Below are 16,950 nucleotides of genomic sequence, written 5' to 3' on the forward strand. Positions count from 1 at the left end.
TTTTCTCCGCGGCCGGTCGACCGTGCGAGAAATCCTTTTCCGTGAATGACGCGGAACAGGAGAGCGGGTGTCCGTTCTTCCTCCATCAGGGAAACAACGGAAGGCGCCCGGGCACGCCGTCCGACAACCGCCGCGTCACCGCCGTTGCCGCTGTGCCCGGACGCGCCCCGGCACGCCCCTCCGATACAGGAGTCCCACAGACATGAAGACCCGACGGTCCGCTTCCGGACGGTGGATCCAGGACTGGGAGCCGGAGAACGAGGAGTTCTGGGAGCTCTCCGGCAAGAAGATCGCCCGCCGCAATCTGGTCATGTCCGTCCTGTCCGAGCACATCGGCTTCTCCGTGTGGAGCCTGTGGTCGGTGCTCGTCCTGTTCATGTCGCCCGAGATCGGTCTGGGCTTCGCTCCGGACGAGAAGTTCCTGCTGGTGGTCATCCCCACCCTGGTCGGCGCGGCCCTGCGGCTGCCGTACAGCTATGCCGTGACCCGCTTCGGGGGCCGTAACTGGACGGTGTTCGCCTCCGTGGCGCTCCTGGTGCCGACGGTCCTGGCGTTCATCTTCATCCAGCGCCCGGGGACCCCGCTCTGGGTGTTCCTGCTGATCGGTGCCACCGCGGGTGTGGGAGGGGCCAACTTCGCCTCCTCCATGACCAACATCACCATCTTCTACCCGCAGCGGCACCAGGGCTGGGCGCTGGGCGTGAACGCGGGCGGCGGCAACCTCGGTGTCGCCGTGATCCAGATCCTGGGCCTGCTGGTCATCGCCACGGCCGGGAACACCCATCCGTCGTACGTGATCGCCTTCTACCTGCCGCTCATCGTGATCGTGGCGGCGCTGTCGGCCCTGCGGATGGACAACGTCGAGGCCGTCCGCGCGGAGCCGGGCGCGCTGCGCGAGGCCGCCGCCAGCCGTCACACCTGGTGGATCTCGGTCCTCTACATCGGCACCTTCGGGTCGTTCATCGGGTACGGCTTCGCCTTCGGCCTCGTGCTCCAGAGCGAGTTCGGCTCCACCCCGCTGGAGGCCGCCTCCGTCACCTTCCTGGGTCCGCTCCTCGGCTCGCTGGCCCGGCCGTTCGGCGGGAAGGTGGCCGACCGGTGGGGCGGAGCCCGTACCACCGTATGGACCTTCGCCGGGCTGGCCGCGGGCACCTGTGTGCTGCTGCTCGCGTCCCGGGCCGGGTCGTTCGCCCTGTTCGTCGCCGGGTTCACCCTCCTGTTCGTGCTCAGCGGCTTCGGCAACGGCTCGACGTACAAGATGATCCCGGCCGTCTTCGCCCGGGAGGCGGAAAAGGCCATCACCTCCGGGGCGGGCGCTCCCCAGGCCTTCGCGCGGGCGCGGCGGGTCTCGGGGGCGGTCATCGGGATCGCCGGGGCCGTCGGGGCGCTCGGCGGCGTCGCGGTGAACCTCGCCTTCCGGTCCTCGTACCAGGGCGGGGGCGGCGGCGACATGGCGTTCCTCTGCTTCCTCGGCTTCTACGCGCTGTGCGTGCTGATCCTGCTGCGGGTCTATCTGCGGCGTGAGCGCACCGAGCAGAGCGCCCCCAGCCCGGCCCGGCCCCGGACCTCCCATGTCCGGTGACCGCACGCGGGGCCCCGGGGCACCCGCCACCACCCCCACCCACTGCGTCTACTGCGCCCTCCAGTGCGGGACCCTGCTGCACCGCAGCGGTACGGACGTCGAGGTGGAGCCGTCCCCCGACTTCCCCGTCAACCGGGGCGGGCTGTGCCAGAAGGGGTGGACGGCCCCCGCCGTGCTCAACACCCCCGACCGGCTGCGCACCCCCCTGATCCGCGGGGCCGACGGCGAACTCGCCCCGGCGAGCTGGGACGACGCCCTGGATCTGGTCGTCGAGCGGCTGGAGCGGGTGCGCGAGACGTACGGCCCCGACGGCGTCGGTGTCTTCGGCGGCGGGGGGCTGACCAACGAGAAGGCGTACGCGCTCGGGAAGTTCGCCCGCATCGCGCTCGGCACCAGCCAGATCGACTACAACGGGCGCTTCTGCATGTCCTCGGCGGCGGCCGCCGGCAACGCGGCCTTCGGCCTGGACCGGGGGCTGCCGTTCCCCGTCACCGATCTCGGTGAGGCGGACGTGGTCATGCTGGCCGGGGCCAACCCGGCCGAGACCATGCCCCCGCTGATGCGCCATCTGGTCCGCCCCCGGCTGATCGTCATCGACCCCCGCCGCACCCGCACCGCCGAACAGGCGGCGCTGCACCTCCAGCCCGCGCCCGGCACCGATCTCGCCCTGGCGCTCGGACTGTTCCACATCGCGGTGGCCGGGAAGCATCTGGACGAGGAGTATCTCGACACCCGCACCACGGGGTTCGAGGAAGCCTGGCGGTGTGCCCTGCCCTGGTGGCCCGAGCGGGTCGAGCAGGTGACCGGCGTCCCGGTCGAGGACCAGGAGCGGGCCGTACGGATGCTGGCCGGGGCCGACCGGCGCTACCTCCTCAGCGGGCGCGGGGTGGAGCAGCACAGCAAGGGAACCGACACCACCGCCGCCTTCATCAACTTGGCCCTCGCCCTGGGCATGCCCGGCCGGGAGGGCAGCGGCTACGGCTGCCTCACCGGCCAGGGCAACGGCCAGGGCGGGCGCGAGCACGGGCAGAAGGCCGACCAGCTGCCCGGCTACCGCATGATCACCGACCCGGCGGCCCGCGCCCATGTCGCCGGGGTCTGGGGGGTCGACCCGGACTCCCTGCCCGGCCCCGGGCGCAGCGCGTACGAACTCCTGGACGCCCTGGGCACCGCCGACGGGCCCCGGGCCCTGCTGGTCTTCGGCTCCAACCCGGTGGTCTCGGCCCCCAACGCCGGTCACATAGCCCGCCGCCTGGCCTCGCTCGACCTGCTGGTCGTGGCCGACATGGTGCCCTCCGAGACCACGGAACTCGCCGACGTGATCCTGCCCATCGCCCAGTGGGCCGAGGAGGAGGGGACGATGACCAGCCTGGAGGGACGGGTGCTGCGCCGCCGGGCCGCCCTCACCCCGCCCCCCGGCGTACGCACCGATCTGGAGGTGCTGCACGGGCTGGCGGTCCGGCTGGGGCAGCCCGCCGAGCGGTTCCCCACCGCGCCGCGCCCCGTCTTCGACGAGCTGCGCCGGGCCTCCAGCGGCGGCCGGGCCGACTACGCGGGCATCACCTACGAACGGCTGGACGCCGGTGAGGCGCTGTACTGGCCCTGCCCGGAGAGCCCCGGCGGCGATCACCCGGGCACCCCCCGGCTCTTCCTCGACCGGTTCGCGCACGGGGACGGTCGGGCGCGGCTGGCCGCCGTGGAGCACCGGGACGCGGCCGAACTCCCCGACGCCGAATACCCGTTGCACGCCACCACCGGCCGGGTGCTGGCCCAGTACCAGTCGGGGGCCCAGACCCGCCGGGTGCCCGCGCTCATGGCCGCCGCACCGGAGGCGCACGTCGAGATCCATCCCGGCACCGCCGCCCGGTACGGGCTGGCCGAGGGCGGTCTCGCCAAGGTGACCTCCGCGCACGGCTCCACGATCGCGCGGGTGAGGCTGGCGCGGACCCTGCGCACGGACACCGTCTTCCTGCCGTTCCACTTCCCGGGCGCCGGACGCGCCAACCTGCTGACCGGTGCGGCCCTGGACCCGACCAGCCGGATGCCCGAGTACAAGGTGTGTGCCGTACGGATCGAGCCCTGGCGGGAGCTGACGGCATGAGTCCCGCGATCACCGTCGTCGGTTATGGCCCCGCCGCGCACCGCCTGGTCCAGCGGCTGCACCACCACGGTCACCGCGGGCCCGTCACCGTGTTCGGCGCCGAGCCGCAACCGGCTTACAACCGGGCACAGTTGCTCTCCGTGCTCGACGGGACGCTGCCCTCCGGGGCGCTGGCGCTCGGGCCGCTGCCGCCGGGCGCCGAGGTCCGGACGGGCTGCCGGATCACGGCGGTGGACCCGGGCCGCCGTCTCCTGCGCGACGGTGACGGGGGCGTCCACCCCTACGAGGTGCTGGTGCTGGTCACCGGGTCCCGGCCGGTCCTGCCGCCGCTCTCCGGTGCCGGGGACCGGCGTCTTCCCGATATCCGGGTCCCGCACACGCTCCCGGGGGCCGAACCGGTGGACCGGGGGCCGGTCGTGGTGGTCGGCGGCGGGCTGCGGGGCACGGAGACCGCGTACGCGCTGGGCCGCGCCGGACACGACGTCACCCTCGTCCACCCGGGCGCCCATCCGATGCACCGGCTGCTCGACGACCGTGCGGGGGCCCTGGTGACGGGCCTGCTCGGGGAGGCCGGGGTGGCCGTGGAGACCGGGCGGCGGGCCGTCGCCGTGGAGACCGGCAAGATCGTCCTGGACGACGGGCGGCTGCTGGCCGCCGGGACCCTGCTGCTCTGCACCGGCGCCGAGCCCGACACGGTCCTGGCCCGCACCGCCCGGCTGGCCATCGGTCACGGCATCGTCGTGGACGACCGGCTCCGCACCAGCGACCCGCACATCCACGCCCTGGGCGACTGTGTCGAGGCCCCCGGCCGCCATGCCACCCTCGCCTCCGCGTGGGACCAGGCCGACGCCCTGGCCCGGACGCTCAGCGGCGGGGACGGCCGCCACGAGCCCGCCCGGCAGGTCGTCGTCCGGCCCCGGCTGCCCGCGCTCGCCGCGCTGGGCCCGCTCCAGGCGCTCGACGACCCGGGCGACGACGAGCAGGTCGTGCTGTCCGACCCGGCCGGCGGCCGCTACGGCCGCCTGGTGCTGCGCGAGGGCCGGGTACGGGCCGGGGTGCTGGTGGGCCTGCCCCGCGCCGTCGCCACCGTCGGCCGGCTCCACGCCGAGGGCCGCCCGGCGCCCCCGGACCGGCTCGCCCTGCTGCTGGGCAACGACGAGGAGTACGCGAACTCCGCCGAACTCCCGGACACGGCCGTGGTGTGCCAGTGCAACAACGTCACCAGGAAGGACCTCCACGAGGCCTGCCGACAGGGCGCCCGCGACCTCGCCGCCGTCGCCGCCGCGACCCGCGCCACCACGGGCTGCGGCAGCTGTACGGCGTTGGTGCGCCGGATCTGCGCATCCGCCGCCGCGTCATGAGCCGCCCGGTCGTGAGCCGCACGGTCCCCGGCCGCCCCGCCGTGCCTGTCGAGCCCGCTCCGCCACTCCTGCCTGTCGTGAAGGGAACCTGACGCATGACACGCGTTCTGGTCGTCGTCGGCCATGGGATGGCCGGGAACCGGCTGATCGAGGAGGTCCGGGCCGGTGACCCGGAGGGCCGGTGGCGGATCGTCGTCGCGGCGGAGGAGCCGCGCCCCGCCTACGACCGCATCTCCCTCTCCTCGTACCTGGACGGGAAGACCGCCGCCGACCTCGACATCACCGCGCCCCGGCTGCGCGCCGATCCGCTGGTGGACCTGCGGCTGAACACACGGGTCACCGGTTTCGACCGGGGCGGCCGGACGGTGGCCTGTGCCGACGGGACGGTCCTGCCGTACGACGCGCTCGTCCTGGCCACCGGCTCCCGCCCGTTCGTGCCGCCGGTGCCGGGCAAGGAGCTGACCGGCTGCTTCACCTACCGCACGATCGAGGACCTGGACGCCCTCCGTGCAGCCGTGCGGCCCGGGGAGCCCGCTGTCGTCATCGGCGGCGGCCTGCTGGGGCTGGAGGCGGCGCGGGTGCTGCGGCTGCTCGGCGGGGTGCCGCACGTCGTGGAGATGGCGCCGCATCTGATGCCCCTCCAGGTCGACGAGGGCGGTGGGCGGGTGCTCGCCCGGCTGGTGGGCGAGCTGGGGGTGGACGTGCACTGCGGCAACGGTCTCGCCTCGGTCGACGCGGGCCCCCACGGCCGGGTGGGGTCGGTGACCCTGTCGGACGGGACCGTACTGCCCGCCTCCACAGTCGTGTTCGCCGCCGGGGTGCGCCCCCGCGACGAACTGGCGGAACCGGCCGGGCTGGAGCGCGGCACGCGCGGCGGATTCCTGGTGGACGAGCGGTGCCGTACCGCCGACGAGCACGTATGGGCCGTGGGAGAGTGCGCGGCGGTGCTGGGCACCTGCTACGGCCTGGCCGCGCCCGGCTACCGGATGGCGGAGACGGTCGCGCGGCAGCTGCTGGGCTCCGCCTCGGCTGTCTTCCCGGGTGCGGACACCTCGACGAAGCTCAAGCTCCTGGGCGTGGACGTGGCCGGTTTCGGGGATGTCCACGCCCGGACCGAGGGGGCCATGGAGTTCGTCCGCGAGGACCGCGCCGCCGGCACGTACGGCAAGCTGGTCCTCGCCCGGGACGGCCGGACCCTGCTCGGCGGGGTCCTCGCCGGGGACGCCGGAGGGTACGCCGTGCTCCGCACGCTGCTCGGCCGTGAACTCACCGCCCCGCCGGAACTCCTGCTGGCCGGAGGGGAGACGCTGTGAGGGCACGACGGTCCCCTGCCGTCCGGGGGCGCTCCTCCGCCGCGGCGGAAACCCGGATGCGGATGGCGCGGACCACCCTTTAGGCTGCGCCCGCCTGACACCGGCAGCGGGAGCCGCCGCTGCCGGACGGGCCGGATCGGCCGTCAGGGGATCGGAGACGTACGGGGTATGACCAGTCAGCTGTTCGCGATCTGCTTCCGCTCGCCCCTGCCGTCGGAGTCGGCCCGCTTCTGGTCGGAGGTGCTGCGCTGGCGGCCCGCCGGGGGTACGGCCGGGGGGCCGGGCGAGGACTTGGTGCTCCTGCCGCCCGACGGGGCCGGGTTCCGGATCCGTTTTCTGCCCGGTCAGGAGCCGAAGACCGGCCAGAACCGGGCGCACTTCGACCTGACGAGCACGTCCCCGGAGGACCAGCGGGCGACGGTCGCCCGGGCGCTGGAGCACGGCGGGCGCCACATCGACGTGGGGCAGACCCCGGACGAGGGCCATGTGGTGCTCGCGGACCCGGACGGCAACGAGTTCTGCGTCATCGAGCCGGGCAACAAGTTCCTCGCCGACACCGGTCTCATCGGGGCGCTGGCCTGCGACGGTACGCAGGAGGTCGGCTACTTCTGGAGCCGGGCCCTGGGGTGGCCGCTCGTCTGGGACCAGGACGAGGAGACCGCGATCCAGTCGCCGGACGGCGGTACGAAGATCACCTGGGGCGGTCCGCCGGTGGCACCGAAGACGGGTGCGAACAGGCTCTTCCTCGAGCTGGCGCTTCCCAACAGGGTCGGCCTGGAGGCGGAGTGCGAGCGGCTGGTCGGCCTCGGCGCGACGCGGCCCGGCAGCGGCGCGGGCGACGGCGGTGACGGGGGTGTGCTGATGCTCGATCCCGACGGCAACGAGTTCACGGTCCGGGAGCCTCAGCCCCACTTCTGACGGCTCGAACCCGTGCAGGGCAGCGCCCGGAGCCCCAGGGCGACGCTGTCGTCCCGACACTCCGCGCCGGCCGCGCTCCGTACCTCCACCGACTCGTCGGGCCAGGTGGTGAACGACCACTTCTGGGTGGCGGAAGCGGAACAGTCCACGGCCCGCAGCACCTTGCCGCCGTGGTCCAGGCAGGCCCCGGTGGCGTGGTTCCGCAGCCGGTGGGTGCCGTCCGGCAGCTTCTGCGCGGTCCATCGCTGGTAGCTCAGCCCGTTGCACGCGTACGTGCGGAGGTGGTGGTCGAGGCTGTGGTCCAGGCAGGCCCCGGTCGCGCGGCTGACGAAGATCCGCGAGGTGTTCGACGGGCCCGGGCCGCCCTCCGCCGCCGTCCGGTCGCTCACCGTCCCGGTGGTCCCGGCGGGGGCTGCCGAGGTGTCGGGCGGAAGCAGCAGGGACCAGGTCAGCAGGGAACCCAGGACGGCCCCGGCCACTCCCCCGGCCGTGGCGGGAACCCAGCGACCGGACCTTCCCGGTCCGGTGAGGCGGTACCAGGGCCGGGTGCGCGGCGGCGGGCCGGGCGGCTCGGTGACGGTGGCCGGGGTGGCGGGGGCGGCCGGGGCAGGGGTGACGGGCGGCTGGGGCTGTGACAATTCCTGGGGCTCCGGCGGCGGTGGGGGCTCCGGCCGGCTCCGATCCGCGGCTTCCCAAAGGGTCCGGTACGCGATCGGGTCCGCGCCCAGCGCACGGCACAGGTCCCGGACGGTGGACCAGGGCGGGACGGTGCTGCCGCGGAAGTAGCGGGAGAGCGACGAGTCGCTGATCCGTACCCGGGTCTCCAGGTCGCGCAGGGTGCGGCCGGAGCGCTGCTGGAGCGCCCGCAGTTCGGCGCCCAGTCGGCGCGCGGCGTCCTCGGGTGCTGCGCCCGCGGCCATGGCTCCGTCCTTCCGTCCGGGCCGCGGCTGCCGCCCCGGTCGGCTCTCCCCCGTACCGGGACAGGCATGTCCCAGCAGGTCAGAACCCTAGGGACAGCGAGAACCCGGAGACAATCGGGACAAGCTTGCGAAGGCTGACGCGGTGCCGCTCCCGCCCGTCAGGAGGCCTTGAGCCGGTCCTGCTCGTCGGGCCCGAGGATGACGTCACCGTCGAACATGACGATGACGGCGGACATGACGAGGGCCGCCAGCGGGCCGGTCACCATGACGAGCAGGAACGAGATCATCCCGGCCGAGGACTGGGTGACGGCCCCGTGGTTGTCGAAGGGGACCTCGACCGCCGCCATTCCGGTGTAGTGCATGCCGGTGACGGCCACGCCCATGATCAGGCTGGCCGCGAAGCTCGCCCGGAGCCCGTGCACGGACATCGCCGCCCAGAGCGCGGCGGTCGCCGCGACCACCGCGATGAGGATCGACAGGCCCACCGTCGGGTAGGAGTAGCGCAGGCCGCCGGGGGTGTGCATGGCGGCCATGCCCAGGTAGTGCATCGCGGCGACGCCCAGGCCGGTGAAGACTCCGGCCGTGGTCAGCACCGCGGTTCCCGTGCCGCGGAAGCCGACCAGGAACACGCCGACGGCGACCACGGCTATCGCGACCAGGAGGCTGAGCACGGTGATGCCGGAGTCGTACTTCATCGACATGCCGTCGATGGTGAATCCGGCCATGGCGATGAAGTGCATGGTCCAGATGCCGCAGCCGATGGAGACCGCGCCGAGGGCGAGCCAGCCGATCCGGTTCGTCCCGCGCCGGATCGCGCGGGTGGTGCACCGCAGTCCCAGCGCCGCGCCGAGCCAGGCCATCAGGAAGGCAGCGACGGGGGTCACTGCCCCGTAGTGGAAATTGGAGACGGTGGCTTCCATGGCCGGAGTCCTTTTCGAGCGGTCGGGGCGCCCGCGGAACGGCCGGCCGGGAGGGCGGCGCGCAGCGCGGGAAGGGGTGTTCGGGCGTGCGGGGACGCGTCCGTGCCCCCGCCTCGCGTGCTCGGTCGGCTCCCGTCGGCCCAGGGCCGACCGCACTGATCAACCGATCATTTTCGGCCAACCGATATTGAGGATTCAACCACATACGCGCACGGTCGTCCGCGCGGTCGCCCGAAGTCCCCTGCCTCTCGTCCCAAGCCCCCTACCGGCCGCCCCGGTGGCCCGTCCTACAGTTCGTCGCCGAACGCTTCGGCCAGTTCGCGCCATTGCGCCCGGGGCAGCCCGGCGCCGCCCTCGTCGGCGGTGAGCACCTGGAGGGCGACATGGTCGGCACCGGCGTCGAGGTACTCCCCGGTCCGGGCCTTCACCTGCTCGGCACTGCCCAGCGCGAAGAGGGCGTCCAGCAGGCGGACGCTGCCGCCGTCCTCGAAGTCGCTCTCCGCGAACCCGAGGCGCAGCAGGTTGGCGGTGTAGTTCGGCAGCCGGAGGTACATGGCCAGCATCTCCCGGGCGGTGGTGCGGGCCCGGTCGGGATCGGTGCCGAGGACGACCGTCAGCTCCGGGGCGAGCAGGGCGTCGGGGCCGAGCGTCTCGCGGGCCTCGGCGGTGTGCTCGGTGGTGACGAGATACGGGTGGGCGCCGAGCGCCCGGTCGGCGGCCAGCCTCAGCATCTTCGGGCCGAGCGCCGCGAGGATGCGCTCCCCGGGCTCCACGGACGGGGTCGCCGCGTCGAGCGCGTCCAGGTAGCCGGCCATCGCGCTGTACGGCTTCGCGTACTGCGGCACCAGCGGGCCGTGGCTGACGCCCAGGCCGAGGACGAAGCGCCCGCGCGCGGCCTCGTCGAGGGAGGCGAGCCGGGCCGCCACCTCCTCGGCGGTGTGGCTCCAGATGTTCAGGATGCCGGTGGCGACCGTCACCGTACGCGTGGCGGCGACGACGGCGGTGGCGTCCTCGGGCGAGGGGCTGCCACCGATCCACAGCGTGCCGTATCCCAGCTCCTCCAGTTCCGCGATCGCTTCCGCGATGGCCTTCCTGCCCGCGTCGTCCGTCCGTGATCCGTGCAGGGCGCTGCTCCAGATGCCGATCCGGCCGAACGTCCCGTGCGCTGCCTCATGTGTCCGAGAAGTCATGGTGTGATCAACAGCGGCTCGGGACCGGTATTCCCGGCGCGCCAGGACGGGTGCAACGGCCCGGCTCCCGCGTCCGTACGCCCTCGGCCGCCCTTCCCCCACCGGATGGCGGGGGAAGGGCGGCCGAGGAGGCACCGGATGACGGGGCCGGTACGGGGCAGGGTCAGGGGGCGGTGCCCCAGGCGAGGGTGGAACCGACGTAGACGCCGATCCTCGTGGCATCGGCATAGGCGGTGTTGGTGGCGCGGCTGTAGTCGTCGGCCTCCTGGAAGGGCGACCAGTCGCTCTTGTTGAGCCTCAGCTGGATCTCACCGGTGGAGGCGCCCGCGGCCAGGGTTCCGCCGGAGAAGCCGGCTTCCAGGTAGTGGCTGGCGCCGGGGGCCGGCGCGCTCGCCGGACGCACGGTGTGCGTCACGGTCCCGCAGCCGCGCACCGCGTAGTCGCAGGAGGTGGAGAACGTGCTCGCACCGGCCTCGGGGGTGAACCAGTAGCGGACGGTGACCTGGGACAGATCCACGGCGCTCGTCCCGGTGTTGACCACCTGGAGGGACATACGGATCTGGTTGTCCGTCGGGGAGCTGTCGGTGTTGCGGTACTGGACCTTGAGAGCGCCCGTGCCGGTGGATCCGCCGTCGGTGGTGACCGGCACGGCTGCCGAGGCCGCCGATACGTTGCCCGCGGCGTCCTTCGCCCTGACGGTGTAGGTGTAGGCGCTCGAAGCGCTGAGGCCGGAGTCGGTGAAGGACGTCGAGGCGGTGGAGCCGACGAGCACACCGCCGCGGAGGATGTCGTAGCCGGTGACGGCCCGGTTGTCCGTGGAGGCCGTCCAGGCCAGCGTGACGCTGCTGCTGGACTTGGCCGTCACCCGCAGGCCGGTGGGCACGGTCGGCGCCTCGGTGTCGGAGCCTCCGCCGCTGCCGCCGCCGAGCGGCGGGTTGGCGTTGCGCAGGAGTTCCTGGAACTGGCCGGAGAACCAGTGCCCGGCGACCGGTGAGTCCGGCAGGGCACCCGTGAGGTTGAAGCCGTTGCGGCCGTTGCCGGTGTACGTGGGGTCGCACATCCGGTCGAAGCCCTTGCCCTCGTCGTTGTCGATGGGCTCGCTGCTGCCGTCGGACTCCCCCGGCGGCTTGGCCCAGACGTAGGCGTCGATGCCGGGCTCGGGGGCGGTCGTCGGCCGCTCGCCGATCCCCGCACCGCTCTGGTTGCACCAGTTGCCCGCGTGGATACGGCGGTCGGTCCGGCTGCCGTCGACGTAGGCGTCCACACTGGTCAGGGGCCCTGGTCCGGCGGGCCGGTTCGGACCTCCCCAGCCATTGCGGGCGGTGTCGATGAGCATGCCGATGCCGGACGCGAAGCCCTGTCGGACCAGTTCGGTGCGCAGGGCCTGGGCGAAGGAGAGTTCGTCGACGTAGTAGTTCCAGTCGACCCAGGAGGACTGACGCACCGTGGTGCCGTTCACCGAGTCCGTCACCCTGAAGTGCGGCTCCTTGAGGGCCGAGTAGTTCGCCGTGTTCACGATGAAGCCGTGCACGTCCGAGACCGAAGCGCCCTCGACGGTGGCCGCCTTCTTGAACTGCTCGGCGGCGGGGACGAAGTTGGAGTCCCAGCCGAGCCAGCCGTGGTGGGCTGCGTCCACGTAGTTGTAGACGTTGGGGATGGCCCCGAGCGTGTGCAGGGCGTACCCGATGCCCTTCTCGTAATTCCCGTTCGCCTTCATGGTCGCGCACTCCGGCGTCGAACCGGCGGTGCCGCCCGCGTTGGTCACGAGGTTGGGCAGCGAGTCGGGTTCGATGAGCGTGACGATCCGCAGGTCCGCGTAGGCGGGGTCACCGAGGATCTCCGCGATCGGGTCGATGTAGTCGCTCTTGTACCGGCCGAGTTCGGTCGGGCCGAGTTCGCCGTTGGAGGCGAGCGCGGCGCAGTCCCGGCCGGGGAGGTTGTAGATCACGACCTGGAAGAGGTCGGCGCCCTGGCTCAGCGCGGTGTCGAGGTGGGCGCGCAGCCCCCGGGCTCCGGGGGTGCCGCCTATCGCGGCTATGCGGTCCATCCAGACGAACGACGGCTCGTCCGCGATGACATCGCCGCCCGGCTCGGCGGCGGCCCTGGCGGACCAGTCGACGTTCACGTAAGGGGTGGCACCGAGGTAGGGATTGTCGACCCGCGGAGCGGCGGCCGACGCCTGGCCCGGCAGGGCGATCGCCAGGGAGGCGCCCATCACCAGGGCGGACAGTGCGGCCACCGTGCGGCTGCGGAATGCGTGCGGGGCGGTGCTTCTCGTTCTCATTGCGGCTCCGTGCTCCTCTCGTTCGTCCGCCGCCCGACGGCGGACGTGCTCAGGGATGAGACGTGCGAGGTGGTACGGGAACTCACTGTGGGAGCGCTCCCACAGTGCCGCTGCGACAAGTTCATGTCAAGGCACTCGACGCGTTCACCTAGCGGAGAAGGACAGGGGTGACAGTGGAAGCGCTCCCATCTTCCGGAGGAACCGGCGATCACCCACACGCCCCCGCCACCCCCGGCGGGCGGCGGGCCGAGCTGGCCGACTCGCCGCCCGCCGGTTCTCACTGCAGCCGCCGGATGTCACCCCGGACCCGGTAGAAGCCGCCGGCAGCCGCGTGCAGGGCGTCCACGACGTACCGCGCGCCGGGCTCGCGTATCGCACGGGGGAACTGGACGTTCCAGGAGGTGTCGTAGCCGCCGGAGACGACGTGCACCCGGAGCCGGCCGCCACCGTCCTGGACGCACTCGACGACGACCGACCCGGCGGGGGCCTGGGCGACGGTGGTGACCGCGGTGGCGGCCGTGGCGGGGGCGTACGTCGGCAGGGCGGCGGCCAGCTTCACATCGCGCGGCGCCGGGACCGTGCCCTGCTGGGCGTCCGCGATGGCCGTCTCGCTCGCGTCCACGCAGACCAGCGAGCCGTCCGTCGTCACCAGGTAGAGGCGGCCGTCCCGGTACTGCATGGACAGCGCGGAGCCGCCGCCCGTGCCGAGCTTCCAGAGGCGGGTGCCGTCCCGGTCGAAGCAGTAGACGGACGAGGAGGCGTCGCCCGCGAAGACGAACCGGCCGCCGGGCGAGGTGGCGCAGGAGTAGACCGCGCTGTCGCAGGCGTACGTGGCCTCGATGGCGCCGGTCGCCTTGGCCAGCCGCTGGACCGCCCTGTGCGCCGTGCCCGCGTACACCGCGTCGTCCTCCTGCCAGCCGAAGAGGACCCCGCCGCGGGTGGCCGTGTGCCACAGCTCGCCGCCGCCGTCGGGGGCGTAGGCGGTGACCCCGCGGTGGTGGCCGTGGTAGACCGCCCGGTCGTCGGCGCGGACCATCCAGGCGTGCTCGCCCTGGCTGCGGCGCGCCCACTGGTGCTCGTCCTCGTGGTCGATGACGGTCAGCCGGCCGTCGCGGTCCGAGACGTTGAGCAGGCCCTCGTGGATGTCGAGCCAGAAGATGTCGACGTCCGCCGCGATGTCGTAGGCCGCGAACGGCAGCTTGGAGGAGAGGTCGTAGACCCGGCCGTCGTCACAGCCCGCGTAGATCCAGAAGTCGTCGGCGACCAGGCACTTCACCCCGTCCGGCAGGCTGAAGCGGGCGAGGACGCCGCCGTCGTGGTCCAGGGTGTAGACGTCGCCCGCCTGGTTGCCCACCCAGCACTGCTCGTCGTCGACGTGGATGCCGAACGTCGAGGAGCCCGTACGGAAGCGCCAGAGCACGGGGGCGACGGCGCGTGCGGTGGAGGGGGCGGAGGTCACCTGGCGGCGGGTCACGGCCCGCGGCGCGCGCTGGCCCTGGATGGCCGGGGCGTACCCCTTGCGGACCTTCTCCCCCACCTTCTTCGCCGCCGCGGCCTGGGCCTTGGCGACCGTGGCGAACGTCGATGTCTGGGTCTGCCCGCCCGCGCCGATCCGCCCGTAACGCACCGTCACGACGAGGCCGTCGACGGTCACCTCGTAGAACTTGTGCGCACCGGCGCCTTCCTGTGACAGCTCCAGATACGTCGTCGTCGGCACGGTGGACGCGGCAGACATGGCAGACCCCTCCCCAGGGCGGACCCGCGGCCGTTCCGGCGGGTCTCACTGCACACACCGTAAGGGCGGCCACTGACAACCGGCCGTCGGCTCCGGGGCTCCTCTCCGGGCGGGCTACCAGTAGTGGCGCCGTCCGCCCACCGCGCGGCCCGTCGCGCCCAGGACCCAGAGCACCAGGCCGATGGCCACGAGAATGATGCCGATGGTCCAGAGGACGGAAATTCCGGCCACCAGACCGATCACCAGCAGAATCACACCGAGGACAATCATGGAGTCCTCCCAACAATGGGGGCTGCTTTCGAGTATGCGCCTCATAGGGACTTTCCGTCGCCCGGCCCCGCGTGGGCCGGGGGAACGCGGGTACCAGACAGCGCGACCCGCACCCTAGGAAAGGCAAGGTGGTCGTGCATGTCCTCCTCCATCGTCGAGACCGTCGACATCAAGGCTCCGGTCGCCGTCACCTGGGCGCTGTGGAGCGATGTCACCCGGTGGCCGAAGTTCCTGAGCCACGTCCAGCGGGTCGATCGGCTGGACGAGCGGCGTTTCGCCTGGCAGCTGTCGCTGCCCGGGGCGGAGAAGTCGTTCGTGGCGGAGCTGACGGAGGTCGTGCCGGAGAACCGCATCGCCTGGAGGACCACCGAGGGGGTCCACCATGCCGGGGTGGTCACCTTCCACCGGCTCGACGACTCCTCCAGCCGGGTCGCGCTCCAGATCGAATACGACCCGCAGGGGTTCGTGGAGCGCCTGGGCGCACTCACCAATCTCGATGCGACGCTCGCCAACTACGATCTCGGTGAATTCCAGAAACTGGCCGAGGTGACGGCGGCCGGGCGCATTTCGGAAATCCGCTGATCCGTCGGTCCGTGCGCGCCCGCGGATCGGAGCGCGTGTGCGGACCGCCCGGGGCCCCACCGGTTCACCGACCGGTGGGGCCCCGGCGCCGTTCCGGCCGCGGGCCGGTCAGCGCGGCGTCTTCCAGCGGCGGCGGCCCTTCGCCGCCGCGACCAGGGCGGGGACCGTGCCGAGCTTGACGCGCGGGCGGCCGTGCTCGCGGCCGCGGGCCACCTCCGCCCGGTCGATGGCGGCCAGCCCCCGGGCGTCCACGACGTTCCGGCCCCGGCTGCGGGCCAAGCGGCGGAAGGCCGAGGACGGGTGGGCCGGGGAGGCGAGGGCGCCCGCCGTGGCGTCGGCCAGCAGCGTGCCCACGGTCTCGGCCGCGCAGGTGCGGTTGGCGCCGATGCCGCCCGAGGGGCCGCGCTTGATCCAGCCGACGACGTACGTCCCCGTCATGCCGCTCACCCGGCCGCCCTCGTGCGGGACGGTCCCGGACGCCTCGTCGAAGGGCAGGCCCGGCACGGCCACGCCCCGATAGCCGATCGCCCGCAGCAGCAGCCCCGCCGGGATCTCCCGCTCGGGCCCGTCCCCCGTCACGCGTACGGCCGTGACGGCGTCCTCCCCCACCGCCGCCACCGGGGCGGAGTGGAAGCGGAAGACGATCCGCCGCCCCGGTGCGGGCGGCCGCGACCAGTCCACGGCCCTGCGCTCCACGTCCTGGAGGAGCGCCGCCTTCGTGCCCGGGGCCGCCCCGTCGATCGCGGGGCCGGTCCTGGGGTCGTGGTCGTCGACGACGAGGCCGACGCCCGGCAGGTGTTTGAGGGCGAGCAGTTCGGAGACGGTGCACGCCGCGTCCTCGGGGCCGCGCCGCCCCAGCAGCACCACCTCGCGCACCCGGGACCCCCGCAGCGCCGCCAGCGCGTGGTCGGCGATGTCGGTGGCGGCCAGCGCCTCCGGGGCGGAGACGAGGATGCGTGCGACGTCGAGGGCGACGTTGCCGTTGCCGACGACGACCACGCGCTCGGCGTCCAGGGACACCGACTCGGGTGCCACCTCGGGGTGGGCGTTGTACCAGGCGACGAACGAGGTGGCGGAGGCGGAGCCGGGCAACTCCTCGCCGGGGATGCCGAGTCTGCGGTCGGTGGAGGCGCCGACCGCGTAGATCACCGCGTCGTGGTGGGCGGCCAGTTCCTGGGCGGTGATGTCCTTGCCGACCTCGACGCCCAGGTGCATCCGTACCCGGGGTGGGAGTGGAACCGGGCGAAGGTCTCACCGACCTTCTTCGTGGCGGGGTGGTCGGGCGCCACGCCGTAACGGACGAGGCCGCCCGCCACCGGCAGCCGGTCGACGAGGGTGACCTCGGCGTTGGTGTGCAGGAGCAGGTCCTCGGCGGCGTACATGCCGGCCGGTCCGGTGCCGACGACCGCGACCCGGATCGGGGCGAAGTCGGCGGGCAGGCTGCGCTCGAAGGTGGGCTCGCCCCAGGCGTGGAAGTTCGGCCCGGCGGGGGCGGGTTCGGGCTTCCGGTCCGCGTAGTACGCCGCGTTGATGGCGGCGTACCCCTTCTGCGCCCCGAAGAGGCTGTCCACCGGGAAGATCGCGTCGACCGGGCAGGCGTCGGCGCATGCTCCGCAGTCGATGCAGGTCTGCGGGTCGACGTAGAGCATCTCCGTGGACCCGAACGCCCGCTCCTCCGGGGTGGGATGGATGCAGTTGACGGGGCAGACGGCGACGCAGGTGGCATCGGAGCAGCAGGTCTGGGTGATGGCGTAGGTCATCTCGTCGTCTCGGG

General features: G+C 73.1%; 12 protein-coding genes and 1 pseudogene. 6 read left to right on the top strand and 7 right to left on the bottom strand.

The genetic code is table 11. The features are described from left to right. The first annotated feature begins 202 nt into the window (after positions 1–202). The 5 genes from DJ476_RS00740 (at position 203) to DJ476_RS00760 (ending at position 7,275) form a co-directional block, all read left to right on the top strand. Positions 203–1,582, top strand: a complete 1,380-nt coding sequence (locus DJ476_RS00740) for a nitrate/nitrite transporter (RefSeq protein ID WP_112489534.1) — start codon at positions 203–205, stop codon at positions 1,580–1,582. Then, positions 1,572–3,683: a molybdopterin oxidoreductase family protein gene (locus DJ476_RS00745; RefSeq protein WP_112489535.1), complete on the top strand. Its 2,112-nt coding sequence runs from the start codon at positions 1,572–1,574 to the stop codon at positions 3,681–3,683. The genes DJ476_RS00740 and DJ476_RS00745 overlap by 11 nt, the downstream gene beginning before the upstream one ends. Continuing rightward, positions 3,680–5,044 (top strand): FAD-dependent oxidoreductase, encoded by a 1,365-nt coding sequence (locus tag DJ476_RS00750; protein ID WP_112489536.1) that lies wholly within the window; start codon positions 3,680–3,682, stop codon positions 5,042–5,044. Before DJ476_RS00745 ends, DJ476_RS00750 begins: the two co-directional genes overlap by 4 nt. 95 nt (positions 5,045–5,139) lie before the next feature. Then, entirely contained in the window at positions 5,140–6,357 is a 1,218-nt protein-coding gene (locus DJ476_RS00755) for an NAD(P)/FAD-dependent oxidoreductase (RefSeq protein ID WP_112489537.1), read from the top strand. A gap of 168 nt (positions 6,358–6,525) precedes the next feature. Further along, positions 6,526–7,275, top strand: coding sequence for a VOC family protein (locus DJ476_RS00760; protein ID WP_112489538.1), 750 nt, complete (start codon positions 6,526–6,528; stop codon positions 7,273–7,275). On the opposite strand, the gene DJ476_RS00765 is transcribed toward DJ476_RS00760, so the two are convergent. From DJ476_RS00765 to DJ476_RS34750, 6 genes are all read right to left on the bottom strand, one after another. Continuing rightward, complete coding sequence (locus DJ476_RS00765; protein ID WP_112489539.1) at positions 7,260–8,195, bottom strand: helix-turn-helix domain-containing protein; 936 nt, start codon at positions 8,193–8,195, stop codon at positions 7,260–7,262. The two genes, DJ476_RS00760 and DJ476_RS00765, sit on opposite strands and share 16 nt — an antisense overlap. A gap of 158 nt (positions 8,196–8,353) precedes the next feature. After that, positions 8,354–9,115, bottom strand: coding sequence for an MHYT domain-containing protein (locus DJ476_RS00770; RefSeq protein WP_070200200.1), 762 nt, complete (start codon positions 9,113–9,115; stop codon positions 8,354–8,356). 287 nt (positions 9,116–9,402) lie between these two features. Continuing rightward, entirely contained in the window at positions 9,403–10,305 is a 903-nt protein-coding gene (locus DJ476_RS00775; protein ID WP_103420188.1) for an LLM class F420-dependent oxidoreductase, read from the bottom strand. Positions 10,306–10,468: 163 nt separating this feature from the next. Next, positions 10,469–12,520, bottom strand: coding sequence for a glycoside hydrolase family 6 protein (locus DJ476_RS00780; RefSeq protein WP_404827580.1), 2,052 nt, complete (start codon positions 12,518–12,520; stop codon positions 10,469–10,471). A 346-nt stretch (positions 12,521–12,866) separates the two neighbouring features. Beyond that, positions 12,867–14,324, bottom strand: a complete 1,458-nt coding sequence (locus DJ476_RS00785; protein WP_112489541.1) for a WGR domain-containing protein — start codon at positions 14,322–14,324, stop codon at positions 12,867–12,869. A 114-nt stretch (positions 14,325–14,438) separates the two neighbouring features. Beyond that, the gene (locus DJ476_RS34750; RefSeq protein ID WP_019765497.1) at positions 14,439–14,594 is read right to left on the bottom strand and encodes a DUF6131 family protein; all 156 of its coding nucleotides are present in this window, start codon (positions 14,592–14,594) and stop codon (positions 14,439–14,441) included. A 138-nt stretch (positions 14,595–14,732) separates the two neighbouring features. Between DJ476_RS34750 and DJ476_RS00795 the strand changes: the two genes are divergently transcribed. Then, positions 14,733–15,176 carry an SRPBCC family protein gene (locus tag DJ476_RS00795; RefSeq protein WP_103420182.1) on the top strand — a complete coding sequence of 148 codons (444 nt, stop codon included), beginning with the start codon at positions 14,733–14,735 and terminating at the stop codon, positions 15,174–15,176. Positions 15,177–15,284: 108 nt separating this feature from the next. On the opposite strand, the pseudogene DJ476_RS00800 reads toward DJ476_RS00795, so the two are convergent. Beyond that, a pseudogene (locus DJ476_RS00800) lies at positions 15,285–16,936 on the bottom strand (FAD-dependent oxidoreductase). Between the last annotated feature and the right edge of the window lie 14 nt (positions 16,937–16,950).

This window comes from Streptomyces bacillaris (genome assembly GCF_003268675.1).
Taxonomy (GTDB): domain Bacteria; phylum Actinomycetota; class Actinomycetes; order Streptomycetales; family Streptomycetaceae; genus Streptomyces; species Streptomyces bacillaris.